18 protein-coding genes and 1 tRNA gene are annotated in these 16,665 nt (G+C 66.9%); 8 read left to right on the top strand and 11 right to left on the bottom strand.

The genetic code is table 11. The annotated features are described in order from the left end of the window. Window positions 1–63 precede the first annotated feature (63 nt). The 5 genes from ACO06X_RS07105 to ACO06X_RS07085 all read left to right on the top strand — a co-directional run bounded on the left by ACO06X_RS07105 (window position 64) and on the right by ACO06X_RS07085 (window position 4,658). Window positions 64–858 (top strand): hypothetical protein, encoded by a 795-nt coding sequence (locus ACO06X_RS07105; RefSeq protein WP_421839240.1) that lies wholly within the window; start codon window positions 64–66, stop codon window positions 856–858. Window positions 859–1,132: 274 nt separating this feature from the next. Continuing rightward, window positions 1,133–1,208: transfer RNA gene (locus ACO06X_RS07100), tRNA-Ala, on the top strand. A gap of 129 nt (window positions 1,209–1,337) precedes the next feature. Beyond that, complete coding sequence (gene obgE, locus ACO06X_RS07095) at window positions 1,338–2,393, top strand: GTPase ObgE (RefSeq protein ID WP_421839239.1); 1,056 nt, start codon at window positions 1,338–1,340, stop codon at window positions 2,391–2,393. Window positions 2,394–2,571: 178 nt separating this feature from the next. Continuing rightward, window positions 2,572–3,717: a glutamate 5-kinase gene (proB, locus tag ACO06X_RS07090; protein WP_421839238.1), complete on the top strand. Its 1,146-nt coding sequence runs from the start codon at window positions 2,572–2,574 to the stop codon at window positions 3,715–3,717. Then, the gene (locus tag ACO06X_RS07085) at window positions 3,714–4,658 is read left to right on the top strand and encodes an SDR family oxidoreductase (protein ID WP_421839237.1); all 945 of its coding nucleotides are present in this window, start codon (window positions 3,714–3,716) and stop codon (window positions 4,656–4,658) included. The genes proB and ACO06X_RS07085 overlap by 4 nt, the downstream gene beginning before the upstream one ends. Here the strand turns inward: ACO06X_RS07085 and ACO06X_RS07080 are convergent. The 7 genes from ACO06X_RS07080 to cobA form a co-directional block, all read right to left on the bottom strand. Beyond that, entirely contained in the window at window positions 4,651–6,006 is a 1,356-nt protein-coding gene (locus ACO06X_RS07080) for an ABC1 kinase family protein (RefSeq protein WP_421839236.1), read from the bottom strand. The two genes, ACO06X_RS07085 and ACO06X_RS07080, sit on opposite strands and share 8 nt — an antisense overlap. Then, the gene (locus ACO06X_RS07075; RefSeq protein WP_421839235.1) at window positions 6,003–6,353 is read right to left on the bottom strand and encodes a thiol-disulfide oxidoreductase DCC family protein; all 351 of its coding nucleotides are present in this window, start codon (window positions 6,351–6,353) and stop codon (window positions 6,003–6,005) included. Before ACO06X_RS07075 ends, ACO06X_RS07080 begins: the two co-directional genes overlap by 4 nt. A gap of 61 nt (window positions 6,354–6,414) precedes the next feature. After that, window positions 6,415–7,221, bottom strand: a complete 807-nt coding sequence (locus ACO06X_RS07070; protein ID WP_421839234.1) for a phosphoadenylyl-sulfate reductase — start codon at window positions 7,219–7,221, stop codon at window positions 6,415–6,417. Then, window positions 7,211–7,642, bottom strand: a complete 432-nt coding sequence (locus ACO06X_RS07065) for a DUF934 domain-containing protein (RefSeq protein ID WP_421839233.1) — start codon at window positions 7,640–7,642, stop codon at window positions 7,211–7,213. Before ACO06X_RS07065 ends, ACO06X_RS07070 begins: the two co-directional genes overlap by 11 nt. Beyond that, window positions 7,635–9,269, bottom strand: a complete 1,635-nt coding sequence (locus tag ACO06X_RS07060; RefSeq protein WP_421839232.1) for a nitrite/sulfite reductase — start codon at window positions 9,267–9,269, stop codon at window positions 7,635–7,637. Before ACO06X_RS07060 ends, ACO06X_RS07065 begins: the two co-directional genes overlap by 8 nt. 2 nt (window positions 9,270–9,271) lie before the next feature. After that, window positions 9,272–9,568, bottom strand: coding sequence for a DUF2849 domain-containing protein (locus ACO06X_RS07055; protein ID WP_421839231.1), 297 nt, complete (start codon window positions 9,566–9,568; stop codon window positions 9,272–9,274). Continuing rightward, window positions 9,565–10,335, bottom strand: coding sequence for a uroporphyrinogen-III C-methyltransferase (gene cobA, locus ACO06X_RS07050; RefSeq protein WP_421839230.1), 771 nt, complete (start codon window positions 10,333–10,335; stop codon window positions 9,565–9,567). The genes ACO06X_RS07055 and cobA overlap by 4 nt, the downstream gene beginning before the upstream one ends. 167 nt (window positions 10,336–10,502) lie before the next feature. Here cobA and ACO06X_RS07045 point away from each other — a divergent pair, with 167 nt between their 5' ends. Further along, complete coding sequence (locus ACO06X_RS07045; RefSeq protein WP_421839229.1) at window positions 10,503–10,967, top strand: DUF3237 domain-containing protein; 465 nt, start codon at window positions 10,503–10,505, stop codon at window positions 10,965–10,967. A 127-nt stretch (window positions 10,968–11,094) separates the two neighbouring features. On the opposite strand, the gene ACO06X_RS07040 is transcribed toward ACO06X_RS07045, so the two are convergent. From ACO06X_RS07040 to ACO06X_RS07030, 3 genes are all read right to left on the bottom strand, one after another. Then, a complete protein-coding gene (locus tag ACO06X_RS07040) occupies window positions 11,095–12,021 on the bottom strand; it encodes a mechanosensitive ion channel family protein (RefSeq protein WP_421839228.1) in 927 nt (308 codons plus the stop codon). Then, window positions 12,018–13,247, bottom strand: a complete 1,230-nt coding sequence (metC, locus tag ACO06X_RS07035) for a cystathionine beta-lyase (RefSeq protein ID WP_421839227.1) — start codon at window positions 13,245–13,247, stop codon at window positions 12,018–12,020. Before metC ends, ACO06X_RS07040 begins: the two co-directional genes overlap by 4 nt. A 412-nt stretch (window positions 13,248–13,659) precedes the next feature. Next, window positions 13,660–14,505, bottom strand: coding sequence for a sulfurtransferase (locus ACO06X_RS07030; RefSeq protein WP_421839226.1), 846 nt, complete (start codon window positions 14,503–14,505; stop codon window positions 13,660–13,662). A 353-nt stretch (window positions 14,506–14,858) separates the two neighbouring features. On the opposite strand from ACO06X_RS07030, the gene queF reads away from it, so the two are divergent. Continuing rightward, window positions 14,859–15,320 (top strand): preQ(1) synthase, encoded by a 462-nt coding sequence (gene queF, locus ACO06X_RS07025; protein ID WP_421839225.1) that lies wholly within the window; start codon window positions 14,859–14,861, stop codon window positions 15,318–15,320. Between the two features lie 24 nt (window positions 15,321–15,344). Here queF and ACO06X_RS07020 read toward each other — a convergent pair whose 3' ends face one another. After that, window positions 15,345–15,731 carry a histidine kinase gene (locus ACO06X_RS07020; RefSeq protein WP_421839224.1) on the bottom strand — a complete coding sequence of 129 codons (387 nt, stop codon included), beginning with the start codon at window positions 15,729–15,731 and terminating at the stop codon, window positions 15,345–15,347. Window positions 15,732–15,925: 194 nt separating this feature from the next. Here ACO06X_RS07020 and ACO06X_RS07015 point away from each other — a divergent pair, with 194 nt between their 5' ends. Continuing rightward, the gene (locus tag ACO06X_RS07015) at window positions 15,926–16,663 is read left to right on the top strand and encodes an SDR family NAD(P)-dependent oxidoreductase (protein ID WP_421839223.1); all 738 of its coding nucleotides are present in this window, start codon (window positions 15,926–15,928) and stop codon (window positions 16,661–16,663) included. Window positions 16,664–16,665: the final 2 nt, after the last annotated feature.

Below are 16,665 nucleotides of genomic sequence, written 5' to 3'. Positions count from 1 at the left end.
CATTTTCATTGCGCGGTGGGCCGGTTAGACCACGTAAGTTTTTTTCCGGGGGAACACTCTCGCATGCCACGTACCTCGCGCCCTGCGGCGCCAGCATTCTTCCAGATCGCCCGGTTCCTTCCGGCCGCTGTCCTTGCGGCCGCTTTGGCGAGCTGCGCCGCGCCTGCGCCGCCGCCACCCCCGCCGCCGCCGCCACCCAAGCCCAAGCCCTATATTCCGCCACCGCCCAAGCCCGTCCCGCCGTCCGGCGCCAGCGACAATCTCACCATTCCCCCGCTCGATGCAGGCGGCCTGCGCCAGTCGGTGAACCGAAATATCTCGCCCACGCAGATGCTGTGGAACCTGCGCTCGGCCTTCAACGTCGCCGCGCTCAATTGCAGCGATCCCAAGCACGCCGAAATTCTGCCGCGCTACAAGGTCTTCCTGAAGAGCTATAACACCACGCTGATGGCCGCGAACCGCAAGGTCGATGCCGAGTTCAAGGCACGCTACGGCGCGAAGTTCACCGCCCCGCGTGAGGCTTACATGACCTCGGTTTACAACCACTTCGCGCTGCCGCCGGCCATGCCGGAATTCTGCAATGCGGTGCTGGCAGTCACCGGCGATCTCGCCGAGATCACGCCCGCCGCACCAAAAGCGGCTCCCCCGAAAAAGGCCGGAGCCAAGGTTGCCGCGGCCAGGACGCCCACTCTGAAGCCGGCCGAACTGGAAGCCTTCGCGCTGCGCAGCCTGCCCAGCATCGAGATCGTTTATGACGATTTTTACCGGCGTTATGAAAAGTACCGGCTCGATCTCGCCGAATGGAACGCCAGGTACGGCCCGCCTGCCGCGCCTGCGGCGACCAGCGGGACGCCCTGAAGGATTTTTCGCAGAGACGCAGAGAGAAGAGCGCAGAGAGGATGTTTGCAGCCCAGCCGCAAGCCGGGAGATGCGGCAGCTCATCTTATGGCAAGAGCGGCTGCGCTGCCATCGGGGGCATCTTCGCGGTCTTCTTTTCCTTCCCATCTCTGCGAGAAACCTGCGGAGCCAGCGTCGCCCGCATTTTGCACTTGGCAAGCGCCCGCCCGCTGGGCTAATGGCCGCGCTCCCGGCGGGAGGGCTTCGTGCCTGAATGCCGGAGGATACTGGGAACGGGGCCGTAGCTCAGATGGGAGAGCGCGTCGTTCGCAATGACGAGGTCAGGGGTTCGATCCCCCTCGGCTCCACCAGTATGCCGTAAATTGGCCCTCTTGGCCTGCGATCCTTCGACAAGCTCAGGATGAGCGGTCGTCGGTGCCTACCCCACATCCGCTCAGCCTGAGCTTGTCGAAGGCCGCGCGCTTCGATAGCTCCATTCCATGCATTTTCTCGACCAGGCCAAGATCTTCATTCGCTCCGGCGCGGGCGGTCCCGGTGCGGTCAGCTTCCGGCGCGAGAAGTATGTGGAATATGGCGGCCCCGATGGCGGCAATGGCGGCAAGGGCGGGGATATCATCTTCGAGGCGATCAGCGGCCTCAACACCCTGATCGACTTTCGCTACACCCAGCATTTCAAGGCCCCGCGCGGCGGCGGCGGCGCGGGCAAGAACCGCACCGGCGCGGGGGGCGAGGATCTTGTCGTCAAGGTCCCCGTCGGCACGCAGGTGATCGACGAGGACGGTGAGACGGTGCTGCTCGATCTCACCGAGCCGGGCATGCGCGCCGTCCTGCTGCGCGGCGGCGATGGCGGTCGCGGCAACCTCTCCTTCAAATCCTCCACCAACCGCGCCCCGCGCCAGGTCGGCCCCGGCTGGCCCGGGCAGGAAATGTACGTCTGGCTGCGGCTGAAGCTGCTCGCTGATGCGGGCCTCGTCGGCCTGCCCAATGCCGGCAAGTCCACCTTCATCAACCAGATCACCAACACCAAGGCCAAGGTGGGTGACTACGCCTTCACCACCTTGCGCCCGCAGCTCGGCGTGGTGCGCCATCGCAACCGCGAATTCGTGCTGGCCGATATTCCCGGCCTCATCGCCGGCGCTGCCGAAGGGGCCGGGGTGGGCGACCGCTTCCTTGGCCACATCGAACGCTGCCGCGTGTTGATCCACCTCATCGATATCAACGGCACCGATCCCGCCGAGGCGCTGCACATCGTCGAGGAAGAGCTCGAAGCCTATGGCGGCGGTCTTGAAGACAAGCCGCGCCTCATCGCGCTCAACAAGATCGACACCGTCGATGCCGAACTCGTCAAGGCCTTCCGCGCCGAGCTCCGCGCCGCCGGGGCAAAGCGCGTATTCCCGATCTCGGGCGCGACCGGCAAGGGCATGAACGCTCTGCTCGACGCTGTCCTCGAGCACCTCCCCGCCGCCACCGCCACCGAACGGCCGGATGGCGAGGTCGAAGACGCCGAAGACCAGAAGCCCTGGTCGCCGATCTGAGCAGTACCGCAGCTCGACTACGCACGCCCCCCAGCACCTCGTCATCCCCGCGCAGGCGGGGATTCAGAGCAACTGGCGCTGCATATGCGGCACGGGATTCCCGCCTTCGCGGGAATGACGAAGCGCAGTAGGGCAACCCCTTCACGCGCCGCCGCATTTCCCCTAAGCGGCGGCCACCATGTCAATTGACCACCTCGCCCAGCTGACTGACGCCGTCGAGACCCCGCGCCTTGTCATCAAGGTTGGCTCGGCGCTGCTCGTCGGCAGGGATGGCCAGCCGCGCCGGGCGTGGCTCACGCTGCTGGTGGCGGAAATTGCCGCCGCCCGTGCGCGGGGGCAGGATGTCATCGTCGTGTCCTCGGGCGCAATTGCGCTCGGCGCGCGCAAGCTTGGCCTCGCGCGGGGCGGGCGGGGGAGCCTCGCCGATGCGCAGGCCGCCGCCGCCGTCGGTCAGATCGCGCTGGCGGGGCTCTGGGCCGAGCTGCTCGCCGCGCATGGCCTGATTGCCGCACAAGTGCTGCTCACGCTCGAGGATCTCGAAGACCGCCGCCGCTATCTCAACGTCACCGCGACGCTCGGCACGCTGCTCGCATCGGGCGCGGTGCCGGTGATCAACGAGAACGACACCGTCGCCACCGAGGAAATCCGCTTCGGCGACAATGATCGCCTCGCCGCCCGCGTCGGGCAGGCGGCGGATGCCAGCGCCGTGCTGCTGCTCTCGGACATCGATGGGCTTTACGATCGCGATCCCCGCCTCGAAGGCGCGGTGCGCGTGCCCGTGGTGCGCGGCGTCACGCCTGAAATCCACGCGATGGCGACGGGCGGTTCCTCCTCCGGCCTAGGCTCGGGCGGGATGACCTCCAAGCTGCAGGCTGCCGAGATTGCGGGCCTTGCCGGCATTGCGCTTGCGATCATTGATGGCCGCCCTGATAGCCCCATCGCTGCGGCCTTGGGCGAGGAACGCGGCACCCTGTTTTGTCCGCCCCAACGCTCTAGGCGCAAGGCCCGCGCGCGCAAGGCCTGGCTTGGCGGCAAGTTGCGCATGAAGGGCGCGGTCACGGTCGATGCGGGCGCCGCTGCGGCCCTCGCGCGCGGCTCCAGTCTGCTTGCCGCCGGGGTAACGGCGGTGGAAGGCACTTTCCTGCGCGGCGATGCGATCGCCGTCCACGGCCCCGATGGCGCGGTCCTTGCGCGCGGCCTCAGCGAATACGACGCGGCGGAATGCGCTGCGCTGATGGGCCATCCTTCGGCTGACCACGAGGCGCTGCTTGGCTACGCCCCACGCTCGGCGCTGATCCACCGCGATCAGCTGGTGATGCTGTGAGCAGCAAGGGCGATCTCGTAGCGGTTACCGGCGCGACCGGATTTGTCGGGCAGGCGGTGCTCCTGTCCGCCGCTCGCCACCACATCGATGTCCGCGCGCTCACCCGGCGCAAGCAGCGCCTGCGCGGCGGGGTGGAATGGACCCTCGGCGATCTGGCCGACAAGGATGCGCTGAAGCGCCTGATGGAGGGCGCCAGTGCGGTGATCCACATCGCCGGGGTGGTCAATACGCCCGATCCAGCGGGTTTCGAGGAAGGCAACGTGCAAGGCACATTGCGCGTGATCGAGGCCGCGCACGAAATGGGCGTGGGGCGCATGATCCACGTCTCCTCGCTCGCCGCGCGCGAACCGCAGCTGTCGATCTACGGCGCTTCCAAGCTGCGCGGCGAACGACTGGTTCGTGCCTCGGGCCTCGATTGGACGGTGGTGCGCCCGCCCGCCGTGTTCGGCCCGCGCGATACCGAAATGCTCGAGCTGTTCCGCCTCGCGCGCCGCGGCATCGTGCCGCTGCCGCCGCCTGGGCGACTTTCGGTGATCCATGTCGCCGATCTTGCCGAGCTGCTGCTCGCGCTGCTCCCCAGCAGCGAGGAGGCCACGCACCATGTGTTCGAGCCCGATGATGGCGAACCCGGCGGCTGGACGCATGTGCGCCTCGCGCAGGCGATCGGCGCGGCGGCCAATGCCGGGACCGGGCGCGAAAAGCCGATCCGCCCGCTGTCGCTGTCGCCGCGCATGGTTGGCCTCGCCGCCCGTGCCGACCGCCTGTTTCGCGGCAGCAAGGCCAAGCTGACGCCCGACCGCGCGCGCTATATCTGCCATCCGGACTGGACCGTGGGAGAGGGCGCGCAGCCGCCCCGCAGCCTCTGGCGCCCGCGTATCGATACGCGCGAAGGGCTGCACGCCACTGCAGCATGGTACCGCGAGGCGGGCTGGCTCAAATAGCCGCTTCGGCCGGCTCCGCAGGCTTCGGCTGCAGCCCGGCCAGCCGCGCCGCGACCATGCCCTGCAGCGGCAGCCGCGCCTTCATTCGCACTGCCAGCAGCGCGGTGCCGCTCACCTTGCGCTGCACGAACAGCGTATCCATCGGCGGCAGGTGCCAGGTGTCGCGGTCCTGCGCCACCGGCTCGCCGAAATCGCGTAAGCGGGCCACGAAGCTGCGGTCGGCAAAATCGAAGATCTCGGCCTTGTTCACATGCTCCAGGATCACCCCGATCACGCCTTCAAACGCCGCGCCATGCCGCGCCATCTGCTCTTCGGATGCGAACCCCACCTCGCAAATGCGCCGCTTGAGTTCCGCCGGATCGCCATCGAGGCCCGCCTGCATCATCCGCGCATAAGCGGCCTGCGTTTCCTCCGGCACACCCCGCGCCGCGCCGAAATCGAGCAGCACCACGCGGCCGGTTTCGGGCTGCCAGCGGTAGTTGGCGAAGTTGGGGTCGGTCTGCATGAAGCCGAATTCGAACAGCTCGCGCAGCACCAGATCGAGCATCGCGCCCATCACCCGGTCGCGCACATCCTGCGGCGCATCGGCCAGCGTATCGATGGGCTTGGCGGCGATGAAGTCCATCGTCAGCACGCCCGGCCCGGTGAGTTCATCCACCGGCGCGGGGACCACGAACTGCGCCTCGCCCGCCAGCATCGCACCATAGCGGCGCATCTGCTCGGCCTCGCGCAAGTAGTCTGCTTCCTCGTGCAGCTGCCGCTTCGCCTCCGCCAGCAGCGGCGTGATATCGAGCGCCTTGGGCAGCAGGCCGGAAACGCGCAGCAAGGTCGCCACGTTGTCGATATCGGCATCGATGCTGGCGGCGATCCCCGGATATTGCACCTTCACCGCCACCGTGCGCCCGTCGTGCATCACCGCGCGGTGGACTTGCCCGATGGAAGCGGCGGCAATCGGTGTCGCCTCGAAGCGGGCGAAACGCCGCCGCCAGTCCGGCCCCCAGGCCGCGGCGAGCACCGTCTGCAGCTGCTTGGGCGGCATGAAGTGCGCCGCATCGCGCAGCCGCGCGAGGATCGCGGTCAGCTCCTGCGGCAGGAGGTCCCCCGCATCGAGCGAGATCATCTGCCCCAGCTTCATCGCCGCGCCGCGCAGCCGCGACAGCTGCTCGGTCACGCGCGTGGCATTGGCGGGGGTGAGCAGCAGGTCCGACATCGCCGGCCGCTCGCCGCGCGCAAGGCGCTTGGCCCCTTCGGCGATCACCCCGCCCGCGACGCCGCCAGCCAGCTGGCCGAATGCGGAGAAGCGCGAGAGGCGGCTGGTGGGAACCTTGCGATACCTGTCGTCGCTCAACGCATCATCCTCTGAAGTGCGGGCCGCACCCGCAGAAAACGCACATAGGCCCATTCGAGCGCCGAGAGCACTACGGGATTGCGCGCCATGAGGCCCAGGGGACGAAATAGCGGGATCGCCCGCCACATCGCCGCAAACGCCGCCGCGCCATCGAGCAGCACACCATCCTCGCGCGCATGGAGCCTTGCCAGCAGAAGCGTCCGATCACGCGGACAGGCGGCCCCGTCCTCGCTCACGTCGACAAATTCGATCCGCCGCGCCCGGTCCAGCCGCCGCATCAGCGCGATCTCGCGCGTGCAGAGCGGGCAGGCGCCATCGTACCAGACGGTGAGGGGGGCAGAGGACATGGAACGCGCCTAGGCCTTGGGGCGAGGGCGCGGCAAGGTGCTCAATGGTGAGGGAAATCCCTCAGAACGCCGGATCATACCCCGGCGGCAGCTCGCCATCGGTTGCCGTGCTGTCCGGCGAACCGGGTACGTGAATGCCGCACTCCACCTTGTCCCAGCCCTTCCAGCGCCCCGAACGCGGGTCTTCTCCGGCGGCGACCTTGCTGGTGCAGGGGGCGCAGCCGATCGAGGGATAGCCCTGCGCCACCAGCGGATGGCGCGGCAGATCGTGGAGCGCCATGTAGGCCTCAAGGTCCTCGGAGTTCCACGAGGCGAGCGGATTGAACTTCAGCCGCCCTTCCGCATCGGTGCGGTCGATCTCGAAGCGAGGGAGGCCGCTGCGCGTGGCCGATTGAAAGCCCTTGCGCCCGCTGATCGAGGCATCGAACGACAGGAGCGCGCGGGCCAGCGGCTGCACCTTGCGGAGATCGCAGCAGCCATCCGGGTCCCACGACCAGCGCAGACCGTTCTCGTCCTTCTTGGCGACCAGATCGATGTCCGGCTCGACGATCAGGAGGTTCGTGAGCCCCAGATGGGCCACCAGCGCGTCGCGATAGGTGATCGTTTCCGGGAAATGCTTGTGTGTTTCGAGGAAGATCACCGGGATCGACGGGTCCACCTGAGCGATCAGATGCAACAGCACCGCGCTTTCCGCGCCGAAGCTGGAGACAACGGCAACCTCGCCGATCAGCTTGTCCTTGAGGACGCTGCGCAGCATTTCGGGCGTGTCGGTCCCGCGGAACAGGTTGTTGAGCCGGATCGCGTCACTTTCGGTGAAGCGCGGCGCGGTCGCGATCCGGTCTACGGCTCTCGTCTGTTCAGAGGCCATGGCGCTTGGCCCAAATGGGCGAGCGGCCGTCCACCGTCTTCTGATAGACATCGGGCCAGGTCGCGAAGGCCTGCTGCGCGGCTTCGGGCGCGATCGGCTTGGCGGGTGCAAAGCCATCGAACCCGCAGCGCTTCATGTGGCTCAGCTGATCGAGCAGGACATCACCCACCGCGCGCAGCTCGCCCTTGTAACCATGCTCGCGCAGGATCCGCGCCGAGCTATAGCCGCGCCCGTCGCCATAGGCCGGGAAGCTCACCTCGACGAGCGCGAGACGCGAAAGATGCGGCAGCAGCGCGCGCGCGTCCTCGCCCGGCTCGATGCGGACGGCCGCCGCGTTGTCGGACGCCAGAAAGTCCGCCAGCGAAAGCACGGGGGCGCCGCTCGCCGAATCGACGCGCAGGCGCAGCAAAGTCTCAGCCATAGATCGCCTCCTTGAACGGCGCAGCGCCAATGCGGCGGTAGGTATCGATGAAGCGCTCGCCCTCGGCGCGCGACTTCAGGTAGACTTCGGTCGCGGTTTCGATCGCATCGACGATCCCGTCCTCGCTGAAGCCGGGGCCGACGATCTGCGCGAGCGAAGTATCCGCCGCTTCCGAGCCGCCAAACAGCAGCTGGTAGTTCTCGGTGCCCTTCTTATCGACGCCGAGAATGCCGATGTGGCCCGCGTGGTGGTGCCCGCAGGCGTTGATGCAGCCCGAAATCTTGAGCTTCAGTTCGCCCAGCGTGCGCTGCCGTTCGGGCGAGGCAAACCGCTCGGAAATCTTCTGCGCCAGCGGGATCGAACGCGCATTGGCAAGGCTGCAATAGTCGAGCCCCGGGCAGGCGATGATATCGCCGATCAGGTCGAGGTTCGCGGTGGCAAGGCCCGCCGCATCGAGCTTCTGCCACAGCGCGTAGAGATCGCTCTGCTTTACATGCGGCAGCACGATATTCTGCGTGTGTGTCACGCGCAGTTCGTCGAGGCTGTAGGCTTCGGCAAGGTCAGCCATCAGGCGGATCTGGTCCGCCGTGGCATCGCCCGGAATGCCGCCCGCAGGCTTGAGGCTGATGACAACCGCCTTGTAGCCCGCCTGCTTGTGCGCGGCGGTGTTCTGGTCCGCCCACACCGCAAAGTCCGGATCGCTGCGGTCATAGCCGTCTGCCAGCCCGCTCTCGAGGCCGGGATCGGCGAAGAACGCGGCAATGCGCTCGAACTCGGCCTGCGGCGGCTCCAGCCCCAGAGTGAGGATATGCGCGAACTCTTCCTCCACCTGACGGCGGTATTCGTCCGCGCCGATCTCGTGGACAAGGATCTTGATCCGCGCCTTGTACTTGTTGTCGCGCCGGCCATAGCGGTTGTAGACGCGCAGGCAGGCCTCGGCGTAGCTCACCATCTGCAGCGCAGGCACGAACTCGCGGATCACCGGGGCGATCATCGGCGTGCGCCCCATGCCGCCGCCGACATGGAAGCGCGCACCGATCTCGCCCGCTTCGTTCGTCACGATCTGGATGCCGATATCATGCAGCCGCATCGCCGCGCGGTCGGTATCGCTCGCGATCACCGCAATCTTGAACTTGCGCGGCAGGTAATCGAACTCCGGATGGAAGCTCGACCACTGGCGCAGCAGCTCGGCATAAGGGCGCGGATCGACCAGCTCGTCCGCCGCCGCTCCGGCAAAGTGGTCCGAGCTGATGTTGCGGATGCAGTTGCCGCTTGTCTGGATCGCATGCATCTCGACCGTCGCGAGATCCGCGAGGATCTGCGGCGTGTCTTCGAGCTTGATCCAGTTGTACTGGATGTTCTGCCGCGTGGTGAAGTGGCCATAGCCGCGGTCATACCGTTGCGCGATATCGCCGAGCAGGCGCATCTGCCGCCCGTTGAGCGTGCCATAAGGGATGGCCACCCGCAGCATGTAGGCGTGCAGCTGCAAATAGAGCCCGTTCTTCAGCCGCAGCGGCTTGAACTGGTCCTCGGTGATCTCGCCCGCCATGCGCCGCGCCACCTGGCCGCGGAATTCTTCCACGCGGGCATCGACCATCGCCTGATCGTATTCGTCATACTGGTACATGTTCAGATCACCTGCTTCGCGGCGTCGGGATCGCCGGGGCGGAGGGAAAGGTCGAGCCGCACGGTCGGGCCAAGCGCCCGGATGCGGTCCTTGATATGCGCGGGGCGGACGCCCTCGGCGGTCTTGGTCGCGGCAATCGCATAGCTCGCGTTGACGCGCTGCGCAGCTTCCTCGGCAGCGAGGATTGCAGCCGCGGCATCGCCTACGTCCACCGCATCATTCACATCGCGCGACCAGCTCTTGCCGTCCCACCAGACGACATCGCCGGATGCCAGATCATTCCCCGTCAAAATCTTCACGCAGCGTTCTCCGCTATCCTTGCAAGTTCCAGATGCCGCTCGCGCGCGGTCACTTCGCCGATCACGATGAGGGCAGGGCTCTTGACCTTCTGCTCGGCGACCAGCGCGCCAAGCCCGGCGAGCGCGCCGCGCAGCACGCGCATCGAAGGCCGCGCCGCGTTCTCGATCACCGCCACCGGCATGTCGGGCGCAAGGCCGTCGGCCATCAGCTTCTCGGCAATCGCATCGCTCGTGGCGACGCCCATGTAGATCACCAGCGTGCGGCCCACGCCCGCCAGGCCGGCCCAGTTCTGATCGGCGAGGCCCTTGCACTGCCCGGCCACGAAGCTGACGATCGAGGCGTTCTCGCGGTGCGTCAGCGGAATCTGCGCCGCCGCCGCTGCGCCCAGCGCCGCGCTCACACCCGGCACGACCTGAACCGGAACCCCGGCGGCATGGCAGGCCTCTGCCTCTTCACCGCCGCGCCCGAAGATAAACGGATCGCCGCCCTTGAGCCGCACCACATCGTGCCCCGCCAGCGCCTCACGCACCAGCAGCGCGTTGATATCGTCCTGCTGCATGGTGTGCCGTGCGCGGCTTTTCGCCACTGAAACCAGCCGCGCGCCCTCGGGGACCATTGCCATGATCGCCGGATCGACCAGGCCATCATGCACGACCAGCGTCGCCGCGCTCAGCAAACGCGCCGCACGCAGCGTCAAAAGGTCCGGATCACCCGGGCCTGCGCCTACGAGGTAGACGGTTCCGATTCTGTTGGGCGCACTGTCCATGGCGGCCAGATGGTCGCTCCGATGCGCAATCGCCAGCGAGGAAAGCTAGGGGGGCGGCTAGGTAAGCTTTAGCGCGCGGCCGGCCTCTGCCGACGCCGACGTTTTCCTGTGTTCGCTGCCCGAACAGGTGATACTGTCAACAGGCTATAAAACAGGGGAGAAGCCGAATGGAACTGGTGCACGAGTTCACTTTCAGAGCCGGTCTGAAGCCGCCGTTGCCGATCGGTGCTGGCCCCATCGGCACGCGCATGTACTACGAGATCGACGGCGGCGAAGTGGTCGGCGAGCGCCTGAACGGCACCATCCGCGGCGGCGGCGAGTGGGCGCTGATCGGGCCCGACGGCTTCCTGAGGGTCGACGTTCGCGCGCAAGTCGAAACCCCGGATGGGGCCTTTCTCTACGTCCAGTATTTCGGCCTGCTCGAAATGAACGCGGCCGTCATGGGCGCCATCGAAAACGGCACCGGCACCGAGTTCGCCGATCAATACTTCTGCACCAATCCAAGGATCGAGACCGGCGACCCGCGCTACAGCTGGGTCAACACAACGTTCTTCGTCGGTGAAGGCCGCGTCCTGCCGGGGCTTGGCATCGAATACCGCGTCTACCGTCCGGCGAGGGGCCCCGCAGGCTAACGCTCTCTGACCGGCCAGCCCCCCTTCCCGGCGGGGAGGGGATGGGGGAGGGGGAGCGGCGCTCGCCCTTCAAGAGTAGCGCACCCCCACCCAGCCTCCCCCGAACGGGGTGGGGACGAAAGACCGCTTACGTCAGGGTTCCACGCCCCAGCGCCTCGGACAGCACCCGCAGCCCATCCGAATCCCGCAGCGTCACGTCTGATTGCGGCAGCGGAATGCTTACCCCGCTGTCCTTCAGCGCATGCCACGTTGCCTTCAGTACATCCGAGCGCACGTTGCCGACGCCGTTTTCCGGATCGTCGATCGAGATGTAGATGAGGAGCTCGATTGCGCTCGGGCCGAAGGCGTTGAGGAGGATCGAAGGCTCCGGGTCGCGCAGCACGCGCGGTACGGTCAGCGCGGCTTCCAGCAGCAGCTTTTCCGCAAGGTCCAGGTCGCTTTCATAGGCTATCCCGATGGGAATCGTGATCCCCACCAGCCGCGAGGAGTACGACCAGTTCTCCACTTGCGTGGTCATCAGGATTTCGTTCGGGATCAGGATTTCGCGGTTATCGCGCGTCGTCACCGAAACCGCGCGCACGCCGATGCTGTGCACCACGCCGAAAGTGCTACCCTTGGTGTCGGTCACTGCGATCACGTCGCCCGGCTTTATCGAGCGGTCCATGAGGAGGATCACGCCCGCGATCAGGTTGCCGAAAGTCTTCTGCAAACCAAAGCCGACTGCGAGGCCGAAGGCGCCCGAAAATACCGTCAGCGTGGTGAGATTGATCCCCACCGCATCTATGCCGACGAGCACCGCGATGGTCCACACCGTCACCGTCATCAGCTTCTCGCCGAGCGCGCGCTGCGTCCCGTCTAGGCCCTTCATGCTGCGGACCGTGCGCCGCCCGATCCGGCCGGCCACGCGCCCGAACACGATCACGAGCACGACGACGACGATCATCCACACCGCGTTGAACAGCGAGATATGCGTGCGGCCGACATCGAAGCCGACATCGTCGAGCGAGGCAGCCCATTCGGTCACCGTGCGGCGCAGCTTGGTCCACTCGCTCATGCCGCCTCACTCCAAACGCCCAGCGCGCGTTCCAGATCGGCGATCAGGTCGGCCGTATCTTCAAGGCCAATCGAAAGCCGCACACCAAAGCGGTCGCCTTCGTCCAGCCCGGGCAGCGGCCAGGGGCTTGCGGTGCGGATCGGCGCGGGATCGACCGGGGTGGCCAGGCTCTCGAACCCGCCCCACGAAAAGCCGATGCCGAACAGCGCCAGCGCATCGATCAGCGCGTCGCGCGCTGCGGAGGTTCCGCCCTTGAGTACGAAGCTGAACAGGCCGCAGCCACCGGTGAAATCGCGCTCCCACAGGTCATGCCCCGGCGACCCCGGCAGCATCGGGCAGAGCACTTTGGCCACCTCCGGCCGCCCTTCCAGCCATTGCGCAATCGCCAGTGCCGAGGTCGTCTCCTGCGCCAGCCGCAGCCCCATGGTGCGCAGCCCCCGCAGCATCAGCGCGGCATCATCGGGCGAGACGACATTGCCCAGTCCCTGTGCCCGCACGCGCAGCTTCCTGTGCCATTCCGGCCCCGCGCTCGCGCTGCCCATCATCACGTCGGAGTGCCCGCCGACATGCTTGGTCAGGCTCATGATCGCAATGTCCGCCCCGCGCTCCAGCGCCGGAAAGCCCAATGGCGAGGCCCAGGTGTTGTCGAGCACCACGGTCAGCCCGCGCGCCTTGGCGATGGCGGAAAGCGACGGTACGTCGCAGACTTCGATGGTGAGGCTGCCCGGCGATTCCAGCAGCACCGCCTTGGTGCGCGGGCAGATCGCCGCCTCGAACGCCGCCGGATCGCCGGCATCGAACCAGCGCGTCTCCACGCCGAAATCCTTGAGGAGGCCGCGCCCCATGGCCCGGCTCGGCTCGTAGGCATTGTCGATCATCAGCAGCACATCGCCCGGCCGCAGCACCGTGAGCAGCGCGCCCATGATCGCCGCCACGCCCGAGGGATACAGCACTGTGCCCTCGGCTCCGGGCTCCAGCGCCGTCAACGCCTCGGCCAAGGCCCACTGCGTCGGCGCGCCCCGGCGGCCATAGTAGAACTTGCCGTCCTCGTTGGCCGGATGCGCCCTCAGCGCCGCCATATCGGGATAGAGGTGCGTGCTCGCCCGGAAGACCGGCGGATTGACCACCGCACCGGGATGGTCCGCCGTGCCCGTCCATTCGGCCCGCCGGCCGACGCCCACAAGCCGCGTGCCGGTGCCGAGGTTTTCGCTGTCATGTTCCGCCATGCGCCACCTTTAGGGGCATTTTCCGGCGAAGGGAATCACGCAGTCCAACCCAAACCCAGACCTGCGCCAAAGCCCGCTCATGCTGAGCCTGTCGAAGCATCTTGCGCAACGGCTGCACCAACACCCTTCGACACGCTCAGGGTGAGCGGGGAAGGGAAGTGCGAGGCAGGTTCCTGAACCAGGCCCAAGAGGGGGCCAAAATCGATTAGAGGATCGGGGGGAGGCACACAGCATTGCCGGGCCTCCCCACACAGTCGGGGGAAGCACTCACAGCCAGGCCGGACTTCCCACTCAAGTTTGGGGGAAAGCACTTGGCAAAGCCCGACTTTCCACTCCGCCTACAAAACTGCCACGCGCCAGACGGCTTGCAAAGCAGAGAACGGTTGGAAACGGACCCTTTCCGAAGATGCCCCTACCGCGCCGCGCCCGTCTCTTTCGGCGTCTCCGGATCCGCGCCCCATTCGCTCCAGCTGCCGTCATAGAGTGCCACATCATCCTTGCCGATGAGGTGCAGCGCGAAGATCAGCACGTTGGCGGTCACACCTGAACCGCAGCTGGTGATGATCCGGCGGGTGAGGTCCACGCCGGCCGCCTCGAACACATCCCGGATGTCGCCCAGGCTCTTCCACGTGCCATCCGGGCGAAACAGGCTGGCGTAATAGACATTGCGCGCGCCCGGAATGTGCCCGCTGGCAAGCCCCGGCTTCACTTCGGCCACTTCGCCTGTAAACCGCCCCGGGCCGCGCGCATCGATCACCAATTCGCGCCCGCTGCTCAGGTTCGCCAGCACGTCTTCCTTGCTGCGCACGGTGCGGTCATCGCTCCACACGGTGAAATGCCGGTGCCGCAGCGTTTCGCGCCCTTGCGCGCATTTGCGGCCTTCTGCCTTCCACTTGGCGATCCCGCCATCGAGCAGCGCCACGTTGGTCGCGCCGAACATCGTCAGCATGAACCACGCGCGCGTGGCGGTCTTCACCGGGCTATCGTCATAGAGCACGATCCGGCTGCCATCGCCGAGGCCCAGGCTCTGCATCTTGCTGGCAAAGCGCTCGGCGCTGGGCAGCATATTGAGCCCCGGCCGCGCCGGATCGGTGAGCTCCGCCAGGTTCATGAACACCGCGCCGGGGATGTGGCACGCCTCGTATTCCAGCACCGGATCGCGGCCGTGCTCGGGTAGGAATGCGCTGGCATCAACGATGCGCAGATCGCTCGCGCCCAGCTCGTTGGCGAGCCACTGGGTCGAGACCAGGGAATCCATGTGCTTAGCTCCGTCCTGCGTGCGGCCCGTCTGTGCGGGTCCTTGGGGACGAGACTAGACCCGCCCCCTGCTGCCGTCACGCCAAAAATGTTGCGAATCCGCCATTCCTTGCCGGAGGGTTTCTCGCAGAGAACAGGAAGGAAGCAGAGACCGCCGAGGAGCGGAGTGCAGCGGCGAAGCCGCAAGATAGATCGTGCGCCGCCTGCCCAATGCTGCCGCCGACTGGCCGCGCAGCCTCTTTGCGCTCTTCCCGCACCTTTGCGCCTCTGCGAGAAACCCCTTTCCCCTTCAGACAGCCCGCTTGCTCCGCCGTCTCCGCCGGTGCAAAGGCGCGGCGCAAGAAAGGACCAGCCATGACCGATATCGGCGCCACCCCCCTCCACCTTGGCCAGACCAGCAGCCTGCCCGCCTCGCCCGAGGAGGCCGTGCTCGATTACGTGCCCAATCCGCGCGCCGGGGCGCTGTTTCTGGTCCGCTTTGCCGCGCCCGAATTCACCTCGCTCTGCCCGGTGACCGGCCAGCCCGATTTCGCGCATCTCGTGATCGACTACGCGCCGGGCGAGACGATCGTGGAATCGAAGTCGCTGAAGCTGTTCCTCGGCGCGTTCCGCAATCACGCCGGCTTCCACGAGGATGTCACCGTCGGCATCGGCCAGCGGCTGTTCACCGAAATGAGCCCGCGCTGGCTGCGCATCGGCGGCTACTGGTATCCGCGCGGCGGCATCCCGATCGATGTGTTTTGGCAATCCGACGCGCCCCCCGCCGGGCTGTGGGTGCCCGATCAGGGGGTCGCGTCCTATCGCGGCCGCGGGTAAGGTTTCGGGTGGGGCGCGGGCGGTTCACCAGCCCCAGCGACGCCCGGCCGCCTCGTCGATCCAGTGATCGATCCGGTCATAATCGCGGTTGATCTTGCCCACCGCGCGCCAGTCGCCTTCCCGGCATTCGTGCTGCTCTTTCCACTGCAGCCGGTCGATATCTCGCTGGATGCGCTGCGCTGTGCGGTAATCGATCAGGCCCCGGCTGGTCTTGAAGCGCAACTCGCGCTCCAGCCCATAGCCGCGCTGGCCTGAGCAGGTACCGCCGGGATAACCCTGCCAGCCGCCGCCTCCGGGCTGAGCATAGCCATATCCATTGCCGCGCCAGTCCTGTGCGCTGGCCGAACCGCCGAGAGTCACAGCGCTGCCGAGTGCGAGCGCGGTGGCAAGAACCTTGGTCATCGTCTTCATCGTACTACCCCTTCACTGGTGTCGATGGAGCGATTCTGCCTGATTCGCCGTGGCATGAGGCTGAATGTGTCGTTGGCCTCTGTTCATATTCAATGGGACTTTGCTGAACGAACGGCGCGCCCTCTTGCGCACACCGCGCTCCCTGCCGAAAAGGAGGTGCAAGAGGGCGGAGGGCCCCGGGGGAGAGTGTGTACATGAACGGCGATACCGATTTCACCGGCCGCAAGGTCCTCGTCGTCGGCGGATCGAGCGGCATCGGTAACGGCGTGGCGCACGCCTTCCGCCAGCGCGGCGCGGCGGTCCATGTCTGGGGCACGCGGGCGCGGGCGCAGGACTACGATCCCGCCGAGGGTTCGGATCTCGCCGGTCTCGGCTACACCTGCGTCGATGTCGGCGATCCCGCCGCGATCGAAGCCGCGCCCTTGCCCTTCGCCAGCCTCGATGTCCTCGTCCTCTCGCAGGGCACCGTCGTCTACAAGCGCGGCGAGTTCGAGCAGGCGGGCTGGGACAAGGTCATGGCAATCAACCTCGACAGCCTGATGAACTGCGCGCGCAAGTTCAAATCACAACTCGCGGAGACCAGAGGCAGCCTGATCACGGTGAGTTCGGTCGCGGGCTTCGGCGCCAATGTCGGCAATCCGGCCTATGCCGCGTCCAAGGCCGGCGCGGTCAGCCTCACCCGCACGCTTGGCAATGCCTGGGCGGGGGAGGGCATCCGCGTGAACGGCATCGCCCCCGGCCTCGTCGATACCAAGCTCACCAAAGTCACGACCCAGAACCCGCAGCGCCTCGCTGGCTCCATTGCCCGCATCCCGCAAGGCCGCCTCGGCACGCCGGAAGACATGGCCGGTGCCGTCCTCTTCCTCGCCTCGCCGCTCGCCGCCTATGTCACCGGGCAGACGCTCATCGTCGATGGAGGACTCACGCTGTGAAT

The sequence above is a fragment of the Novosphingobium sp. genome (assembly GCF_965229225.1).
In the GTDB taxonomy this organism is placed as follows: Bacteria; Pseudomonadota; Alphaproteobacteria; order Sphingomonadales; family Sphingomonadaceae; genus Novosphingobium.
Note: the sequence above shows the minus strand (reverse complement) of the source record. Positions and strands in the feature narration are given on the sequence as shown.